Source organism: Pseudomonas sp. B21-059 (assembly GCF_026016285.1).
Classification (GTDB): domain Bacteria; phylum Pseudomonadota; class Gammaproteobacteria; order Pseudomonadales; family Pseudomonadaceae; genus Aquipseudomonas; species Aquipseudomonas danubii.
Map to the genome: position 1 here is coordinate 641,327 of NZ_CP087201.1, position 17,544 is coordinate 658,870.

The following is a 17,544-nucleotide window of genomic DNA, read 5'->3' on the forward strand; positions in this document are numbered from 1 at the left end:
AATGCATGCGCGCCTTAGCTGAGTTCATCATGCGCGGTCGTATGCAGGCCACTCTGGTAGTGGCTGGCTGTTCGGCATTGCCGTTGTTGTATTGGTTGGGTGCTGCCGCGGGGAGCCTGGTGCTTCTGCGGCGCGGGTTGAAGGATGCCCTTGGTGTCCTCGCTCTGGGAATGCTGCCGGCTTTGTTCTGGTGGCTGGCGTTCGATGACCCGCGAGCATTTCTGGTGCTGGTGGGGTCTTCGAGTCTTGCGTTGGTTTTGCGCGCAGGCGAGTCCTGGAGCCGCGTGCTGCTGGTCAGCATAGCGATGGGATTGGTGTTTGCTGGAGTCCTGGGTGCGGCTTTCCGCCCTCAGATCGAAGCGTTGTCGCAGGAATTGATAAAGATCCTGCCGATGGCCTTGGGTGAGGTCTACCAGCAGTTATCGGTTGAAGAGCGAGCTCGTCTTGCCACACTGATTGCACCGATCCTGACCGGCCTGATAGCGGCCTTGTTGCAAGCCATCAGCGTGCTGAGCCTGATTCTTGGGCGTTACTGGCAGGCTGTGTTGTATAACCCGGGTGGTTTTGGTCGCGAGTTTCGCGCCATCAGAATCCCTCTTGGGCCAGCGATGTTGCTGCTGGCGTGCATGTTGGTGGGACCGAACTTCGGACCTCAACTGGCCATGCTCACGCCGATGTGCAGTGTCCCGCTGGCTTTTGCCGGGCTGGCCCTGATTCACGGGCTGGTGGCGCAAGGGCGACTGGCCAGATTCTGGCTGGTGGGGTTGTACGTCACGCTGTTGCCATTCATGCAGCTGATCTATCCGTTGCTAGTGGTCCTGGCCATTGTCGACAGTCTGGTTGATTTTCGCGGTCGTTTGGCGCCGAAAGACGCCGATAACGCGAACGGTGAAGGTTAAAAGTTAAGAGGATTTTCACATGCAACTGATCCTTCTGGAAAAAGTCGCCAACCTGGGCAACCTGGGCGACAAAGTGAACGTTAAGGCTGGTTACGGCCGTAACTACCTGCTGCCTTACGGCAAAGCCACCGCTGCTACCGCTGCCAACCTGGCTGCGTTCGAAGAGCGTCGTGCTGAGCTGGAAAAACTGGCTGCAGACCGTAAAGCTTCGGCTGAAAGCCGCGCTGCCCAACTGGCCGAGCTGGAAGTGACCATCACTGCCACCGCCGGTGACGAAGGCAAGCTGTTCGGTTCGATCGGCACCCACGACATCGCTGATGCACTGACCGCCTCCGGCGTTGAAGTTGCAAAAAGCGAAGTTCGTCTGCCGAACGGCACCATCCGCAACGTAGGTGAATTCGACGTAGCCGTGCACCTGCACGCTGAAGTTGAAGCAACCGTACGCGTTGTCGTGGTGGCTGCTTAAGCAGTACCAAATCGTCTGGCACCTTGTGTGGCTGACGGTTAACATCGGGCACGATCCTGTTTACAGGTCGTGCCCTTTGTCTTTCTGCTGATCCTGATTTTCACCCCCGAATTCCAAGTGGCCATGAACGATATTTCCGCTCCCGAGCAATACGATCTGCAAACCGCTGCCCTGAAGGTGCCGCCGCATTCCATCGAGGCCGAACAGGCCGTGCTCGGTGGTCTGATGCTGGACAACAACGCCTGGGAACGCGTGTTGGATCAAGTGTCCGACGGCGATTTCTATCGGCATGACCACCGTTTGATCTTCCGCGCCATCGCCAAGCTGGCCGATCAGAACATGCCCATCGACGTGGTCACGCTGTCCGAGCAGTTGGACAAGGAAGGCCAGACCTCCCAGGTCGGCGGCCTGGGCTATCTCGGCGAGCTGGCCAAGAACACCCCGTCGGTGGCCAACATCAAGGCCTATGCGCAGATCGTTCGCCAGCGGGCGACCCTGCGCCAACTGATCGGCATCAGTACCGAGATCGCTGACAGCGCCTTCAACCCTGAAGGTCGTACCGCTGAAGAGATCCTCGACGAGGCCGAACGGCAGATCTTCCAGATTGCCGAGGCGCGGCCCAAGACCGGCGGTCCGGTGGGCGTCAACGAGTTGCTGACCAAGGCCATCGACCGCATCGATACCCTGTTCAACACCGACAACGCCATCACTGGCCTGTCCACCGGCTACACCGACCTCGACGAGAAGACCAGCGGCCTGCAACCGGCCGACTTGATCATCGTCGCCGGCCGTCCGTCCATGGGTAAGACCACCTTCGCCATGAACCTGGTGGAGAACGCGGTGCTGCGCAGCGACAAGGCGGTGCTGGTGTACTCCCTGGAGATGCCAGGCGAATCGCTGATCATGCGTATGCTGTCCTCCCTGGGCCGCATCGACCAGACCAAGGTCCGTTCCGGCCAGCTGGAAGACGACGACTGGCCGCGCCTGACCTCGGCGGTCAACCTGCTCAACGACCGCAAGCTGTTCATCGACGACACCGCGGGTATCAGCCCTTCGGAGATGCGTGCGCGGACCCGTCGCCTGGTGCGTGAGCATGGCGACATCGCGCTGATCATGATCGACTACCTGCAGCTGATGCAGATCCCCGGTTCCAGCGGTGACAACCGGACCAACGAGATTTCCGAGATCTCCCGGTCCCTCAAAGCCCTGGCCAAGGAATTCAACTGCCCGGTGGTGGCCCTGTCCCAGCTCAACCGCTCTCTGGAACAACGCCCCAACAAGCGCCCGGTGAACTCCGACTTGCGGGAATCCGGAGCGATCGAGCAGGACGCCGACGTGATCATGTTCGTGTACCGGGATGAGGTGTATCACCCCGAGACCGAGCACAAGGGCATTGCCGAGATCATCATCGGCAAGCAGCGGAACGGCCCCATCGGCTTTATCCGCCTGGCGTTCATCGGCAAGTACACCCGCTTCGAGAACCTCGCGCCGGGCAGTTACAACTTCGACGACGACGAATAACCCGCCCGTTCGCAGGCAATTCGCTTGCCGGCGCCCAGCTGTAGGTGCCGGCTCGCCGGCGAATCGGGCTGCACCGAATTCCGACCATAATGGTCGGAATTGGTTATTTTTTGTGCTATATTCCGCGCCCGCGAATTTCCCTGTGAATCAACGCGTCCCTATCCAAGCCAACACCGGTCATCGACATGCAAGCAGCCAAGCCGTTATTTGACTATCCAAAGTACTGGGCCGAATGTTTCGGGCCAGCACCATTCCTGCCCATGAGCAGGGAGGAGATGGATCAGCTCGGCTGGGATTCCTGCGACATCATCATCGTCACCGGTGATGCCTACGTCGATCACCCCTCGTTCGGCATGGCGATCATCGGCCGGCTGCTGGAGTCCCAGGGCTTTCGCGTGGGGATCATCGCCCAACCCAACTGGCAGTCCAAAGACGACTTCATGAAGCTCGGCGAGCCGAACCTGTTCTTCGGTGTCGCCGCCGGCAACATGGACTCGATGATCAACCGCTACACCGCCGACAAGAAAGTCCGCTCCGACGACGCCTACACCCCGGGCGGCCTGGCGGGCAAGCGTCCGGACCGCGCCAGCCTGGTGTACAGCCAGCGCTGCAAGGAAGCCTACAAGCATGTGCCAATCGTCCTGGGCGGCATCGAGGCTTCCCTGCGCCGTATTGCTCACTACGACTACTGGCAGGATCGGGTGCGCAACTCGATCCTGATCGACGCCAGCGCCGACATCCTGCTGTACGGCAACGCCGAGCGGGCCATCGTTGAAGTGGCCCAGCGCCTGTCCTATGGCCACAAGATCGAAGACATCACCGACGTGCGCGGCACCGCCTTCATCCGCCGCGATACGCCCAAAGACTGGTACGAAGTGGACTCCACCCGTATCGACCGCCCGGGCAAGATCGACAAGATCATCAACCCCTACGTCAATACCCAGGACACCCAGGCCTGCGCCATCGAGCAGGAGAAGGGCCCGGTTGAAGATCCGAGCGAAGCCAAGGTGGTGCAGATCCTTGCCAGCCCGCGGATGACCCGGGACAAGACCGTGATCCGCCTGCCGTCCATGGAGAAGGTGCGCAACGACCCGGTCCTGTACGCCCACGCCAACCGCGTGCTGCACTTGGAAACCAACCCCGGTAACGCCCGTGCCCTGGTGCAGAAACATGGCGAAGTGGACGTGTGGTTCAACCCGCCGCCCATTCCCATGACCACCGAGGAAATGGACTACGTGTTCGGCATGCCTTACCAGCGCGTTCCGCACCCGGCCTATGGCAAGGAAAAAATTCCGGCCTACGACATGATCCGCTTCTCGGTGAACATCATGCGCGGCTGCTTCGGTGGCTGTACTTTCTGCTCCATCACCGAGCACGAAGGGCGGATCATCCAGAACCGTTCCGAAGAGTCGATCATTCGCGAGATCGAAGAAATCCGCGACAAGGTTCCCGGTTTTACCGGAGTGATCTCCGACCTTGGCGGCCCGACCGCGAACATGTACCGCATTGCCTGCAAGAGCCCGGAGATCGAATCCGCGTGCCGCAAGCCGTCCTGCGTGTTCCCCGGCATCTGCCCGAACCTGAACACCGACCATTCGTCGTTGATCCAGCTGTATCGCAGTGCTCGCGCCTTGCCCGGGGTGAAGAAGATCCTCATCGCTTCCGGCCTGCGCTATGACCTGGCGGTGGAATCGCCGGAGTACGTCAAGGAGCTGGTGACCCACCACGTGGGTGGCTACCTGAAGATTGCCCCGGAACACACCGAGGAAGGTCCGCTCAATCAGATGATGAAGCCGGGCATCGGTACCTACGACCGCTTCAAGCGGATGTTCGAGAAGTACTCCAAGGAAGCGGGCAAGGAGCAGTACCTGATTCCGTACTTCATCGCCGCCCACCCGGGGACCACCGACGAAGACATGATGAACCTGGCCCTGTGGCTCAAGGGCAACGGTTTCCGCGCCGACCAGGTGCAGGCGTTCTATCCGTCGCCGATGGCCACCGCCACCGCCATGTACCACTCGGGCAAGAACCCGCTGCGCAAGGTCACCTACAAGAGCGACGGCGTGACCATCGTCAAGAGCGAGGAGCAGCGTCGCCTGCACAAGGCATTCCTGCGCTACCACGATCCCAAGGGCTGGCCGATGCTGCGCGAGGCCCTGCTGCGCATGGGGCGTGGCGACCTGATCGGCCCGGGCAAGCACCAGCTGATTCCGACCCATCAGCCGGCCACCGACAGCTACCAGAGCGCCCGCCGCAAGAACTCGACACCGGCCGGCAGCCACAAGGTGGCCAAGGAAACCAAGATCCTGACCCAGCACACCGGCCTGCCGCCGCGTGGCAGTGACGGTGGCAATGCCTGGGACAAGCGTGAGCAGGCCAAGGCCGCCGCCTTCGCCCGCAACAAGCAGGCCGCCAAGGAGCGTGCCGATGCGGCCAAGGGCAAAGGCAAGAAGCCAACCCGCAAGCCGGTGGTACCGCGCTAGACAACAGAACGCCAGCTCCTCGGAGCTGGCGTTTTTGTTTTGGCTGCCGATCGCGGCGCAAGCCGGTCTTGTTGGCGATCCGCTGTCAGCGTTGGCGCATTGAGCTGGCGCTGCATTAACAGTGCGAGCGCAGCCGCTTCGGGTCATGCCGTCTGGCACATTTCTGTGCAGTGAGCTGCACAGGGATGCACCGGTTGCGCGGTTTTGGTGCTGTACTGCCCCGAGTCGTTGAACAACCCCCCGGACTTGGGCCCTGGCACAAGTCTTGCGCGGGTTCATCCACCGCTCAGGCTCGCAGGAGGCACGCCGTGTCGATTCATGTCGCATTGCACCATGTCACGCACTATCGCTACGACCGCGCCGTCGAACTTGGCCCGCAGATCGTCCGCCTGCGCCCGGCTGCCCACAGCCGCACGCGAATCCTCGCCTATGCGCTGAAGGTCCAGCCCGAGCAGCATTTCATCAACTGGCAGCAGGACCCCCAGGGCAATTATCTGGCGCGCCTGGTCTTTGCGGAGAAAACCACCGAGCTGCGGATCGAAGTGGATCTGCTGGCGGAGATGGCGGTGTTCAATCCGTTCGACTTCTTCCTTGAGCCCTACGCGCAGCAGATCCCTTTCGCCTACGCCGCCGATGAGCAGCGCGAGCTGGCGCCCTACCTGGAAACCCTGCCCCTGACGCCCAAGTTCCAGGCCTACCTGGACGGTATCTCACGTACGCCGTTGCCTGCGGTGGACTTCCTGGTGGCGTTGAATCAGCGGCTCAGCGCAGACATCGCCTACCTGATTCGCCTGGAACCGGGGGTGCAGAGCCCGGAGCAGACACTGGTCAATGCCTCCGGCTCCTGTCGCGATTCGGCCTGGCTGCTGGTGCAGCTGTTACGCCACCTGGGACTGGCGGCGCGTTTCGTCTCCGGCTACCTGATCCAGCTCACGGCCGACGTCAAATCCCTAGACGGTCCTTCGGGTACTGAGGTGGACTTCACCGACCTGCACGCCTGGTGCGAGGTCTACCTCCCCGGAGCCGGCTGGATCGGCCTGGACGCCACCTCAGGGCTGTTTGCCGGAGAAGGTCACATTCCCCTGGCCTGCAGCCCCGATCCCTCTTCAGCGGCGCCCATCACGGGTCTTGTGGAACCTTGCGAGTGTCAGTTCAGCCATGAAATGACTGTGGAGCGGATCTGGGAAGCGCCCCGGGTCACCAAGCCTTACACCGACGAGCAGTGGCTGGCCATCCAGGCCCTGGGCCGGCAGATCGATGTGGACCTGTCGCAGAACGATGTGCGCCTGACCATGGGCGGCGAACCGACCTTCGTGGCCATCGACGATCCCGACGGCGCCGAGTGGAACACCGCCGCCCTGGGCGCGAACAAGCGGCGTTTGGCCGCTGAGCTGTTCCAGCGCCTGCGCCAGCGCTACGGGCCTCAGGGGCTGGTGCATTTCGGCCAGGGCAAGTGGTACCCGGGGGAGCAATTGCCGCGCTGGTCGCTGAACTGCTATTGGCGAGTTGACGGTGTGCCGATCTGGCACAACAGCGCCTTGATTGCCGATGAGCACGAGGACTATGGCGCTGACGCATCATTGGCCGGGCGCTTTCTCGCCAGTGTCGCCGAGCGCCTGAAGCTGCCCGGGCGCTTTGTGTTTCCCGCCTACGAAGACCACTTCTATTACCTGTGGCGCGAGGGCCGCCTGCCCCCCAATGTCAGTGCCGAGGACTCGCGGCTGGAGGATGCCCTGGAGCGCCAGCGGTTGCGCAAGGTGTTCAGCCAGGGCCTGGATAAAGTCATTGGCCAGGTGCTGCCCCTGGCCCGCAGCGCCAAGGGTGATCAATGGCAGAGCGGCCGCTGGTACCTGCGAGACAGTCATTGCCGGCTGGTGCCCGGGGATTCCCCCCTGGGCTATCGCCTGCCCCTGGCGTCCCAACCCTGGGTGACAGCGGCGGAGTACCCCTTTATTCACCCCAACGATCCGAACCAGGATTTCCCTGAGCTGCCGGACCGGGCGCAGCTCGCAGAAGTCCCTGAGTCGGCGGTTGCGGATGAGCGCGTGCCAGAGATTGATCAGTCCGCGGATTGGCTGACCCGCACCGCGCTCTGCGCCGAGGCGCGAGAAGGGCGGCTGTACCTGTTCATGCCGCCCCTGGAGCGACTCGAGGATTACCTGCAACTGGTCAGCGTGATCGAAGCCACTGCGGCAGAGCTGCATTGCCCGGTGCTGCTGGAAGGCTACGAGCCGCCCGCCGACCCGCGCTTGAGCAACTTCCGGGTGACGCCGGACCCGGGCGTGATCGAGGTCAACGTGCAGCCTTCGGTCAGTTGGGATGAGCTGGTGGAGCGCACCGAGTTCCTGTACGAACAGGCCCGGCAGACCCGCCTGACCAGTGAGAAATTCATGATCGACGGGCGCCACACCGGTACTGGCGGCGGCAACCATTTCGTCCTCGGTGGCGCGACGCCGGCGGATTCGCCGTTCCTGCGCCGCCCCGACCTGCTGCGTAGCCTGATCAGCTATTGGCACAATCATCCGTCGTTGTCCTACCTGTTTTCCGGGTTGTTCATCGGCCCCACCTCCCAGGCACCCAGGGTCGATGAGGCGCGCAACGACTCGCTTTATGAACTGGAAATTGCCTTTGCACAGATGCCCGCGCCGGGCGAGGAGTGCCCGCCGTGGCGGGTGGATCGCCTGCTGCGCAACCTGCTGATCGATGTCACCGGCAATACCCATCGCGCCGAGTTCTGCATCGACAAGCTCTATGCGCCGGACGGCGCCACCGGGCGTCTCGGCCTGCTGGAACTGCGGGCCTTTGAAATGCCGCCCCATGGGCGCATGAGCCTGGTCCAGCAGTTGCTGCTGCGGGCGCTGGTGGCGCGGTTCTGGCGCGAGCCATATGCCCCGGCCAAGCTGGCGCGTTGGGGCACCGAGCTGCACGATCGTTTCCTGCTGCCGCATTTCATCGAGCAGGATTTTGCCGATGTGCTGGTGGAGCTCAATGCCGCCGGATATCCGCTGCGGGCCGAGTGGTTTGCCCCTCATCTGGAGTTTCGCTTTCCCAAGGTCGGCGATTACGCGGTCAGCGGTATCGAGCTGGAGTTGCGTCAGGCCCTGGAGCCCTGGCATGTGCTGGGGGAAGAGGGCGGGGCCGGGGGCACGGTGCGTTATGTCGACTCTTCTCTGGAGCGTTTGCAGGTCAAGGTCAGTGGGCTGACGCCGCAGCGCCATGTGCTGACCTGCAACGGTGTGGCGGTTCCTTTGCAGCCCACGGGGCGGGTAGGGGAGTTTGTCGCCGGAGTGCGCTATCGCGCCTGGCAGCCGGCCAACTGCCTGCAACCCGGGATCCCGGTACACGCACCGCTGGTGTTCGATCTGCTGGACAGCTGGATGCAGCGCTCCCTGGGGGGCTGCCAATACCATGTGGCCCATCCTGGGGGACGCAACTACGACAGTCTGCCGGTCAATGCCAATGAAGCGGAAAGCCGGCGCATGGCGCGTTTCTTTCGCCTCGGACACAGCCCCGGGAGCCTCGCGGTGCCGCCTTTGATCATCAATGACGAGCTGCCCATGACCCTGGATTTGCGACGCTTCTAATCCACCTGCGACGCCCGCGATATAGCCATATCCGGGCGTCGGGGCTGTGGGTTAATCTGACTTTCCCTGCCGTCTGCCGAGTGTTCCATGCCTGACTTGCTAGACCGTTACCCGCTGACGGCGGGTACCTACCACGAGCTGCTGGATGACCAGGGTGCGGTCCGGGCGCACTGGCAGCGCCTGCTTGAACAACTGCAACGCAGCAGCCCCGCGCAACTGGCCCAGCGCCAGGCGCTGCTGACCCGGCAGATCCACGAGAACGGTGTCACCTACAACGTCTATGCCGACCCCAAGGGCGCGGACCGGCCCTGGGAGCTGGATTTGCTGCCCCATGTGATCCCGGTGGAGGAGTGGCAACTGTTGTCCGCCGGGATCGCCCAGCGGGCGCGCCTGCTCAATGCCGTACTGGCGGACCTGTACGGCCCGCAGCGACTGATCAGCGAAGGGCTGTTGCCTGCTGAACTGGTGTTCGGGCACAACAACTTTCTCTGGCCATGCCAGGGCATCCAGCCGCCCGAGCAGACCTTTCTGCACCTCTATGCAGTAGACCTGGCGCGCACCCCCGATGGTCGCTGGTGGGTCACTGCCGATCGTACCCAGGCGCCGTCCGGGGCCGGCTATGCCCTGGAAAATCGCATGATCGTGTCCCGGGCCTTTCCGGATCTGTACCGCGACCTGCACGTGCAGCATCTGGCTGGCTTCTTCCGTGCCCTGCAGGAAACCCTGGCCCGGCAGGCGCCCCGGGATGCCGAAGCGCCGCTGATCGTGCTGCTGACTCCGGGGCGTTTCAACGAGAGTTATTTCGAGCATCTGTACCTGGCGCGCCAGCTGGGTTACCCGCTGGTTGAGGGCGGCGACCTGACGGTGCGCGATGCCACGGTCTATCTCAAGACCCTCAGTGGCCTGCGTCGGGTGCACGCCATTATGCGTCGCCTGGATGATGATTTCTGTGATCCTCTGGAGCTGCGTACCGATTCCGCTCTGGGGGTGCCCGGCCTGCTGGATGCGGTGCGTCAGGGCCGGGTGCTGGTGGCCAATGCCCTGGGCAGCGGGGTGCTGGAGTCTCCAGGGCTGCTGGGCTTCTTGCCGAAAATCAGCCAGTTCCTGTTGGGGGAGCCATTGCTCCTGCCTTCCATCGCCACCTGGTGGTGTGGCGAGGCGCCCGTGCTGCAACAGGCCCTGGAGAAACTCCCAGAGCTGCTGATCAAACCGGCGTTTCCATCCCAGAGTTTCACCCCGGTGCTGGGGCGCGACCTGAGTCCCGAACAGCGCGCCAGCCTCGCCGAGCGTATGCGTGCGCGGCCCTACGCTTATGTCGCCCAGGAGTTGCCGCAACTGTCCCAGGCGCCGGTCTGGCAGGCCGAGGACGGTCGCTTGCAGCCACGGGCCATCGGCATGCGGGTGTACGCGGTGGCCAGCGACGACGGCTATCGGGTGCTGCCCGGCGGCCTGACCCGGGTCGCCGCCGACGCCGACGCCGAAGTGGTGTCGATGCAGCGCGGTGGCGCCAGCAAGGACACTTGGGTGCTGGGGGAGCGCGCTCCCAGCGGCGAGCAATGGAAAACCCAGCGCACCATTGGTGTTTATGACTTGGTCCGTCGTGATCCCTACTTGCCGTCGCGGGTGGTGGAGAACCTGTTCTGGTTCGGTCGTTATTGTGAGCGCTGTGACGACAGCGCACGGCTGTTGCGGATCATGCTGGCCCGTTACGTCGATGGCGACGATCCGCGAGCTTTGCTGGCCGCAGTGGACCTGGGGGAAAGCCTGATGCTGCTGCCGGATGAGGGCGAGTTGCCCGAGCGTCTGCTGGCGGCCCTGTTGGGGGAGGACTGGTCGTTCAGCCTGCGCTCCAACCTACAGCGTCTGCAGTGGGCCGCCTCCCAGGTGCGCGGCAAGCTGTCCCGGGAAAACTGGCAGGCCCTGGTGGAGTTGCAGCGCGAAGCCCAGGAGCTGGACACCGCAGAGCCGGACTTCGGCGAGCTGCTGGATTTTCTCAACCGTCTGGTGATGTCCCTGGCAGCGCTCTCGGGATTCGCCCTGGACGACATGACCCGCGACGAAGGATGGCGCTTCCTGATGATTGGCCGGCGCATCGAGCGCCTGCAATTTCTCAGCAGCAGCCTGGCCGCCTTCCTGCGGGGCACTGCGGTGTTCGATCAGGCGGGCCTGGAGTGGCTGCTGGAGCTGGGCAACAGCAGCATCACCTATCGCTCCCGCTACCTGGCGGTGGCGCAGTTGATCCCGGTCCTCGACCTGTTGCTGCTGGATGAGCAGAACCCCCACGCGGTGCTGTTCCAGCTCAAGCTGGTGACCCGCACCCTCAAGCGCCTCAACGATGACTTCGGCGTGCCCCGCGAGGTGGCGTTGCCGAGGCTGGTGGAGCGCCTGGCCCATGTCGACCTGGGCTGCCTGGAGAACTCCCTGTTTGGTGAGGCCAGCGTGAGAGCCGCCGTGGCCGGGCTGGCGGACCTGTTGCAAGAGATCGCCGAGGTCAGCGGCCAGGTGTCCGATCGCCTGGCCTTGCGGCATTTCGCCCACGTGGATGATGTCAGCCAGCAAACGGTGTCGGTGTAATGAGCGCGCGCTACCAGATTTTCCATGACACCCATTATCGCTACGACAGCCCGGTGTCCCTGGCCCAGCAGTTGGCGCACCTGTGGCCCCGGGTTTGCGCCTGGCAACAGTGCAGCGAGCGGCAGTTGCTGATCAGTCCCGAGCCCACCTCCCGCCGTGACGAGCAGGATGTGTTTGGTAACCCTTTGACCCGTCTGGCCTTCGAGCGGCCCCATGATGAATTGCAGGTCAACGCCCAGCTTAGCGTCGAGGTGCTGGATCGGCCGCGTTTGGACTTTGCCGCGTCCATGGCGTGGGATGTCGCCCGCGGAGCCCTGACCTACAGCGGTCGGCCGTTGCCGGTGGATTTGCTGGAGGCCAGTCGTTATCGCTTCGAGTCACCCTATGTGCATCTCAAGCAGCGCTTCGTCGAGTTTTCCGCAAGCTGCTTTGCTTCGGGGCGGCCTCTGTTGCAGGGCGTCCAGGCCTTGATGGAGAAGATCTTCAGCGAGTTCACCTTCGATGCCGAAGCGACCCAAGTGGCGACACCTTTGGTGGAAGTCCTGGAGCGTCGACGGGGTGTGTGCCAGGACTTTGCCCACCTGATGCTGGCGTGCCTGCGTTCGCGAGGGTTGGCGGCGCGCTACATCAGCGGCTACCTGCTGACCCAGCCACCGCCGGGGCAGCCGCGGCTGATCGGTGCCGACGCTTCCCATGCCTGGGTTTCGGTGTTTTGCCCGGTGCTGGGCTGGGTGGATTTCGATCCGACCAACAACGTGCAGCCGGCACTGGAACACATCACCCTGGCCTGGGGCCGTGATTTTTCCGATGTCTCGCCGTTGCGTGGAGTGATTCTTGGCGGGGGCAGCCATGACCCGGAGGTCCGGGTCACCGTCATGCCTCTGGAATAAAGCTGGAGTCGGCTTGCCGGCGAAGAGGCCGGCGGATGCTGCGTGGGGCTTGGGGAAGCCTTCGCAGGCCCGCCAGCCCCTACTGTGCCAGGTCGGGTGTTTCAGGCTTGGGGGGCTTGAGGCTCGGCGTCATCGACGCTCACTTCACCTTCAGTATCCGGGGTCAGTGTGCTGGCTTCTTCTGCAGCAGCTTTCTTGCGTTGCAGCTTTTCCTCTTTCTTCTGTTCCTTGGCCAAGTCTCGTTGACGTTTGGCGAAGGAGTAGTTGGGTTTAGCCATGGGCGATCCTCTGGGGTCGAAGGTGAGGTTGAGCGGCGCGTATTCTGCCTGTTATCGGGTGCTGACGGTTAATTGGGTTTGCTCTCGGCCCACTTGTCCGCTACCGAAGGCTTCCAGGCGTCCAGGGCATCCAGCAGGCTGGCTGGCGATTCGCTCATTTGCAGCATGTCACGGTGCGGGGCCCGGACGAAGCCTTCGCCGACGATATGGTCGAGAAATCCGCTGAGTTTTTCGTAGAAGCCGTTCACTTCCAGCAGGCCCAGAGGCTTGTGGTGATAGCCCAGTTGGCCCCAGGTCCAGACTTCGAACAACTCTTCCAGGGTGCCCAGGCCCCCAGGCAGGGCAATGAAGGCATCGCTGAGTTCAGCCATGCGCGCCTTGCGCGCGTGCATGCCGTCCACCACTTCCAGGCGGGTCAGGCCGTTGTGGCCGATTTCCTTGTCTTTCAGGCTTTGCGGGATGATCCCGATGACTTCACCGCCGGCTGCCAGGGCCGCGTCGGCCACTATGCCCATCAGGCCCACCGCGCCGCCGCCATAGACTAGGGTCAGCTTGCGCTCGGCCAGGGCCCGGCCCAGGGCCTGGGCTGCTTCACGATAGAGGGGATGGCTGCCGGTACTGGCGCCACAAAATACACAGACAGAAGTTAACGACATGCCTTACTCCGCGGTCATTGATGACCTCAGAGTAAAGGCTGAAAGATCTGGCTCCAAGCATTAAACCTCGCGTTGAGGGGTTTCATGGGTGCCGCTGGCACCGCAGGCGTAGGCGGCGAGCAAGCTGCGAAACAGGCTGTTGAGAGGCATGGCCAAGGCTCCTAAAAGATGTTGATGGGCAGATCTTAGAGGGCGGTTTCGCAGGGGGCTGTTTGATTGTCTTGATCGGCCCGATAGCAGAGAGTTGTATACAGTTTTTTGATGCAAATCATAGGAACTTGGCAGAAATTCAGGCAGTCTTCGGTCCCATGGATTCAGATGGATTTTGTTAACCCTGCCTTGGAGATTCACCATGTTTGCCAAACTCGTTGCGGTATCCCTGTTGACACTGGCCAGCAGCCAACTGATGGCTGCCGAATGCAAGGTCGATGTCGACTCTACCGACCAGATGTCCTTCAACACTAAGGAAATCACCATCGACAAGAGCTGCAAGACCTTCACCGTGAACCTGACTCACTCCGGCAGCCTGCCGAAGAACGTCATGGGTCATAACTGGGTCCTGAGCAAAACCGCAGACATGGCTGGCATCGCCGCCGACGGCATGGCCGCTGGCATCGACAAGAGCTACCTGAAAGAAGGCGACACCCGCGTCATCGCCCACACCAAGATCATCGGTGCTGGCGAGAAAGACTCGGTGACCTTCGACGTATCGAAGCTGACTGCTGGCGAAAGCTACCAGTTCTTCTGCTCGTTCCCAGGCCACAACTCGATGATGAAAGGCGCTGTGATCCTGAAGTAAGCATCAGGTCCGGCTGCAACAAGAAAGCGCCCCGCGGGGCGCTTTTTTGTGCCTGACGTTTCACCCTCTGGTCGGAGCGGGCCTGCCCGCGAACAGGCCCTTGAACCTTGTGCAGCATCAAGCGGCCCTTTCGCCGGCAAGTCGGCTCCTACAGAACGTGGTGGGTCACGGGGCGAAGGGCATGACGCGTTTGTGATGGGTCTTGCGGTAGGTGTCGCAGATGATCTTGAAGGCTTCCTCGCGCACCGGCTGGCCATGCAGGAAGGCGTCGATCTCGGTGTAGGTGACGCCATGTGAGGCTTCATCCGGCTTGCCCGGGGACAGGTCCTCGAGGTCGGCGGTGGGCACCTTCTCTACCAGGGATTCCGGAGCGCCGAAGTAGCGGGCAATCGAACGCACCTGATTCTTCACCAGGCCGCTCAGTGGCGCCAGGTCGCAGGCGCCATCACCGAACTTGGTGAAGAAACCCATCACCGCTTCGGCGGCGTGGTCGGTGCCGATCACCAGGCCCTGGGCGGCGCCGGCGATGGTGTACTGGGCCACCATGCGCATCCGCGCCTTGGTGTTGCCCAGGACAAAGTCCCGGGACACCGCGTGCTGCCCCTCAAAGGCCGCCACTTCATTGGCCAGGGCCTTGACCGCCGGGCCGATGTTCACGGTGTGGCGTTCGTCGGGGTTGATGAAGTCCACCGAAGCCTGGGCGTCGTGTTCGTCGAACTGGGTCTCGTAGGGCAGGCGCACGGCGATGAAGCGGTAGCTGTCGTCACCGCTGCGCTCGCGCAGCTCACGCATGGCGCGTTGGGCCAGCAGGCCGGCGGTCAGCGAGTCGACACCGCCGCTGATACCCAGGACCAGGGACTTGAGACCGGAATTGACCAGGCAATCCTGGATGAAACGGACGCGCCGGGCGATTTCCGCCTCCAGGGCAGCTTGGTCGGGAAAAGGTGCTTGGACCTTCAGCTGCTGCGCAATCTCACGCTGTGCGGCTTGCATGATTCACTCCTTGCCAGGTTGGGCAGGTACTTGGAAAACGTGGCGCAAGTAAGCGACGAAGTTGGGATCCTTGCAATGGGTCTTGCCCGCTTCATCGGAGATCTTGGCGACGGGCTGGCCATTGCAGGCGGCCATTTTAAGCACGATGCTCATCGGCTCGACACCGGGAATATCACAGGTCAGGTTGGTGCCGATGCCAAAGCTGACGTTGATCCGCCCCCGCAGCGCACGGAATATTTCCAGGGAGCGCGGCAGGGTCAGGCTGTCGGAGAACACCAGGGTCTTGCTCATCGGGTCGATGCCCAGCTTGTGGTAATGGGCGATGGCTTTCTCCGCCCAGAGGATCGGGTCCCCGGAGTCGTGGCGCAGGCCGTCGAACAGCTTGGCGAAGAACAGATCGAAGTCACCGAGGAAGGCGTCGGTGGTGATGCAGTCGGTCAGGGCAATGCCCAACAGGCCGCGGTATTCGCGGACCCAGCAGTCGAGGGCGGCGATCTGGCTGTCGATCAGCCGCGGCCCCAACTGCTGGTGGGCCATGATCCATTCGTGGGCCATGGTGCCCAGGGGTTTCATGTTCAGCTCCCGGGACAGGTGCACGTTGCTGGTGCCGACAAAACGCCCGGGGAAGTCGTGCTTGAGCACGTTCACCACTTCTTCCTGGACCCGGTAGGAAAAGCGTCGGCGGGTGCCGAAATCCGCCACCTGCAGTTCAGACAACTCTTCGCTGCTGGCGTTGGCGCTGAGCCAGTCGAACTTGCGGTACAGCTGCTCCCGGGCCTGCACCAGCTGTATCTCGCGGTAGCGGTAGCGGTTACGCACTTCGCTGATGATGGCCAGCATCGGCACTTCGAACAGAATCACGTGCAGCCAGGGACCGCGCAGGCGGATGAACAGCTCGCCGTTCTCGATGCCGGTGTGCACGTAGCGCAGGTTGAAGCGAAACAGCCCGAGAAAGCGCAGGAAGTCCGGCTTGAGGAAGCTGATGCGTTCGAGAAAGCCCAGTTGGTCGGCGCTCAGGCTCAGTTCCGCCAGGCGCTCGAACTGATAGCGGATCTCCGCCAGGTACGGCTGCAGATCCTCGCTGTTACGGCAACGAAACTCCCATTCCACTTCCACGTTAGGGTAGTTGTGCAGCACCGCCTGCATCATGGTCAGTTTGTAGAAGTCGGTGTCGAGCAGGTTCTGCACGATGCGATCGGCAAACACACTCTCGCTCATAACGGGAATCTCCATGCTGGCCGCGACGGACAGCGGCGGCTTCAGCTCTTTCAATGAAGGCGCTAGTGGCGCATAGACGTCCTGCGCTTGACCAGCGATTTTTGCGGCGGGCCATTCTCCTGCGATAGGCGCTGGCTGGCCAGCGAATGGGGCTTCGGCCGTGCCTGGGCCCCATTCGCCGGCAAGCTGGCTCCTACGCGAGGGGAGCATCGTTGTGTTCGAGCATCCAGCGCACGAAGTCGCGGACCTTGGGCACTTCCGCTGAGTGTTCGGGGTAGGCCAGGTAGTAGGCATCCTGGCTGGGCATGGCGTACTTCCAGGCGATCACCAGCTTGCCCTCGGCCAGTTCCTCTTCCACCAGGAAGCGTGGCAGCAGCGCCACGCCACAACCGACCTGGGCGGCGCGGATGCACATATAGAAGGTTTCGAAGCGCGGGCCGTGATAGCTGTGTTCGGTCTGATAACCCTGCTGTTCGAACCATTCGTGCCAGCCCTGGGGGCGTGAGGCGTTTTGCAGCAATACCAGATCGGTCAGTTGCCTGGGGTCGGTCAAGGGTTCGGCGGGCAGGCTATCCGGGGCGCAGACCGCCACCAGTTCTTCGCTGAACAGTTTCAGGCTCTCGGTGCCGGGGCGCGAACCCTGGCCGAAGTAGAACGCCAGGTCGGCGTGGCCCTGGAGCAGTTCGTCCGGCTCCTGCTCGTTGCACAGGTCCAGGTGGATATGCGGATGGCGCAGGCGCCAGCCCTTGAGGCGCGGCACCAGCCAGCGGGCGCCGAAGGTGTAGGGCGTGGACACCCGCAGCACTTCGGTCTCGCCGCCGTAGGAGCGCAGGTAGTGGGTGGACATCTCCACCTGGGTAAGGATCTTGCGCACTTCCACCAGATACAGGTCGCCGGCCGGGGTCAGTTGCAGGCGGCGGCGGACCCGACGGAACAACAGGTGCTGCAGCAGCTCTTCCAGCTGCGCCACCTGCTTGCTGACCGCGCTCTGGGTCAGATTGAGTTCCTCGGCGGCGCGGGTGAAGCTCAGGTGCCGGGTCACGGCCTCGAAGCACTGCAGGGCAGTGATTGACGGCAGGTAGCGTTTGTTGAGCATGGGTGGTCCTTGTTCTTATCGGTGCTGGATGCCGGCTCAGCATGAATAAACGGAATGATATCTCGCTTAAAGGTCGTTTGTTGGCAA

At 62.7% G+C, this 17,544-nt stretch carries 13 protein-coding genes; 8 read left to right on the plus strand and 5 right to left on the minus strand.

Going from position 1 to position 17,544, the window contains the following annotated elements; all coding sequences use genetic code 11:
- Window positions 1–5: 5 nt before the first annotated feature.
- From LOY69_RS02870 to LOY69_RS02900, 7 genes are all read left to right on the plus strand, one after another.
- Entirely contained in the window at window positions 6–899 is an 894-nt protein-coding gene (locus LOY69_RS02870; RefSeq protein WP_102862918.1) for a hypothetical protein, read from the plus strand.
- A gap of 19 nt (window positions 900–918) precedes the next feature.
- A complete protein-coding gene (gene rplI / locus LOY69_RS02875; RefSeq protein WP_020299422.1) occupies window positions 919–1,365 on the plus strand; it encodes a 50S ribosomal protein L9 in 447 nt (148 codons plus the stop codon).
- 123 nt (window positions 1,366–1,488) lie between these two features.
- Complete coding sequence (gene dnaB / locus LOY69_RS02880; protein ID WP_007921486.1) at window positions 1,489–2,886, plus strand: replicative DNA helicase; 1,398 nt, start codon at window positions 1,489–1,491, stop codon at window positions 2,884–2,886.
- A gap of 185 nt (window positions 2,887–3,071) precedes the next feature.
- On the plus strand, window positions 3,072–5,369 hold the full coding sequence (locus LOY69_RS02885; protein WP_102862919.1) for a YgiQ family radical SAM protein: 2,298 nt from the start codon (window positions 3,072–3,074) through the stop codon (window positions 5,367–5,369).
- A gap of 308 nt (window positions 5,370–5,677) precedes the next feature.
- Window positions 5,678–8,953 carry a DUF2126 domain-containing protein gene (locus tag LOY69_RS02890; protein WP_265074111.1) on the plus strand — a complete coding sequence of 1,092 codons (3,276 nt, stop codon included), beginning with the start codon at window positions 5,678–5,680 and terminating at the stop codon, window positions 8,951–8,953.
- Window positions 8,954–9,040: 87 nt separating this feature from the next.
- A complete protein-coding gene (locus LOY69_RS02895; protein ID WP_265074112.1) occupies window positions 9,041–11,527 on the plus strand; it encodes a circularly permuted type 2 ATP-grasp protein in 2,487 nt (828 codons plus the stop codon).
- Window positions 11,527–12,417, plus strand: a complete 891-nt coding sequence (locus LOY69_RS02900) for a transglutaminase family protein (RefSeq protein ID WP_123391295.1) — start codon at window positions 11,527–11,529, stop codon at window positions 12,415–12,417. The genes LOY69_RS02895 and LOY69_RS02900 overlap by 1 nt, the downstream gene beginning before the upstream one ends.
- Window positions 12,418–12,518: 101 nt before the next feature.
- On the opposite strand, the gene LOY69_RS02905 is transcribed toward LOY69_RS02900, so the two are convergent.
- Window positions 12,519–12,695 carry a hypothetical protein gene (locus LOY69_RS02905; protein ID WP_162884106.1) on the minus strand — a complete coding sequence of 59 codons (177 nt, stop codon included), beginning with the start codon at window positions 12,693–12,695 and terminating at the stop codon, window positions 12,519–12,521.
- 68 nt (window positions 12,696–12,763) lie between these two features.
- Window positions 12,764–13,351 carry a TIGR00730 family Rossman fold protein gene (locus LOY69_RS02910; RefSeq protein WP_110650930.1) on the minus strand — a complete coding sequence of 196 codons (588 nt, stop codon included), beginning with the start codon at window positions 13,349–13,351 and terminating at the stop codon, window positions 12,764–12,766.
- Between the two features lie 352 nt (window positions 13,352–13,703).
- Here LOY69_RS02910 and azu point away from each other — a divergent pair, with 352 nt between their 5' ends.
- Complete coding sequence (azu, locus tag LOY69_RS02915; protein WP_102862924.1) at window positions 13,704–14,150, plus strand: azurin; 447 nt, start codon at window positions 13,704–13,706, stop codon at window positions 14,148–14,150.
- A 165-nt stretch (window positions 14,151–14,315) separates the two neighbouring features.
- Here the strand turns inward: azu and nadE are convergent, their stop codons facing one another.
- The 3 genes from nadE to LOY69_RS02930 form a co-directional block, all read right to left on the minus strand.
- Window positions 14,316–15,143: an ammonia-dependent NAD(+) synthetase gene (gene nadE / locus LOY69_RS02920; RefSeq protein ID WP_102862925.1), complete on the minus strand. Its 828-nt coding sequence runs from the start codon at window positions 15,141–15,143 to the stop codon at window positions 14,316–14,318.
- Window positions 15,144–15,146: 3 nt separating this feature from the next.
- Window positions 15,147–16,361, minus strand: coding sequence for a nicotinate phosphoribosyltransferase (gene pncB, locus LOY69_RS02925; RefSeq protein WP_102882000.1), 1,215 nt, complete (start codon window positions 16,359–16,361; stop codon window positions 15,147–15,149).
- Window positions 16,362–16,554: 193 nt separating this feature from the next.
- Window positions 16,555–17,457: a LysR family transcriptional regulator gene (locus LOY69_RS02930; RefSeq protein WP_102862927.1), complete on the minus strand. Its 903-nt coding sequence runs from the start codon at window positions 17,455–17,457 to the stop codon at window positions 16,555–16,557.
- Window positions 17,458–17,544: the final 87 nt, after the last annotated feature.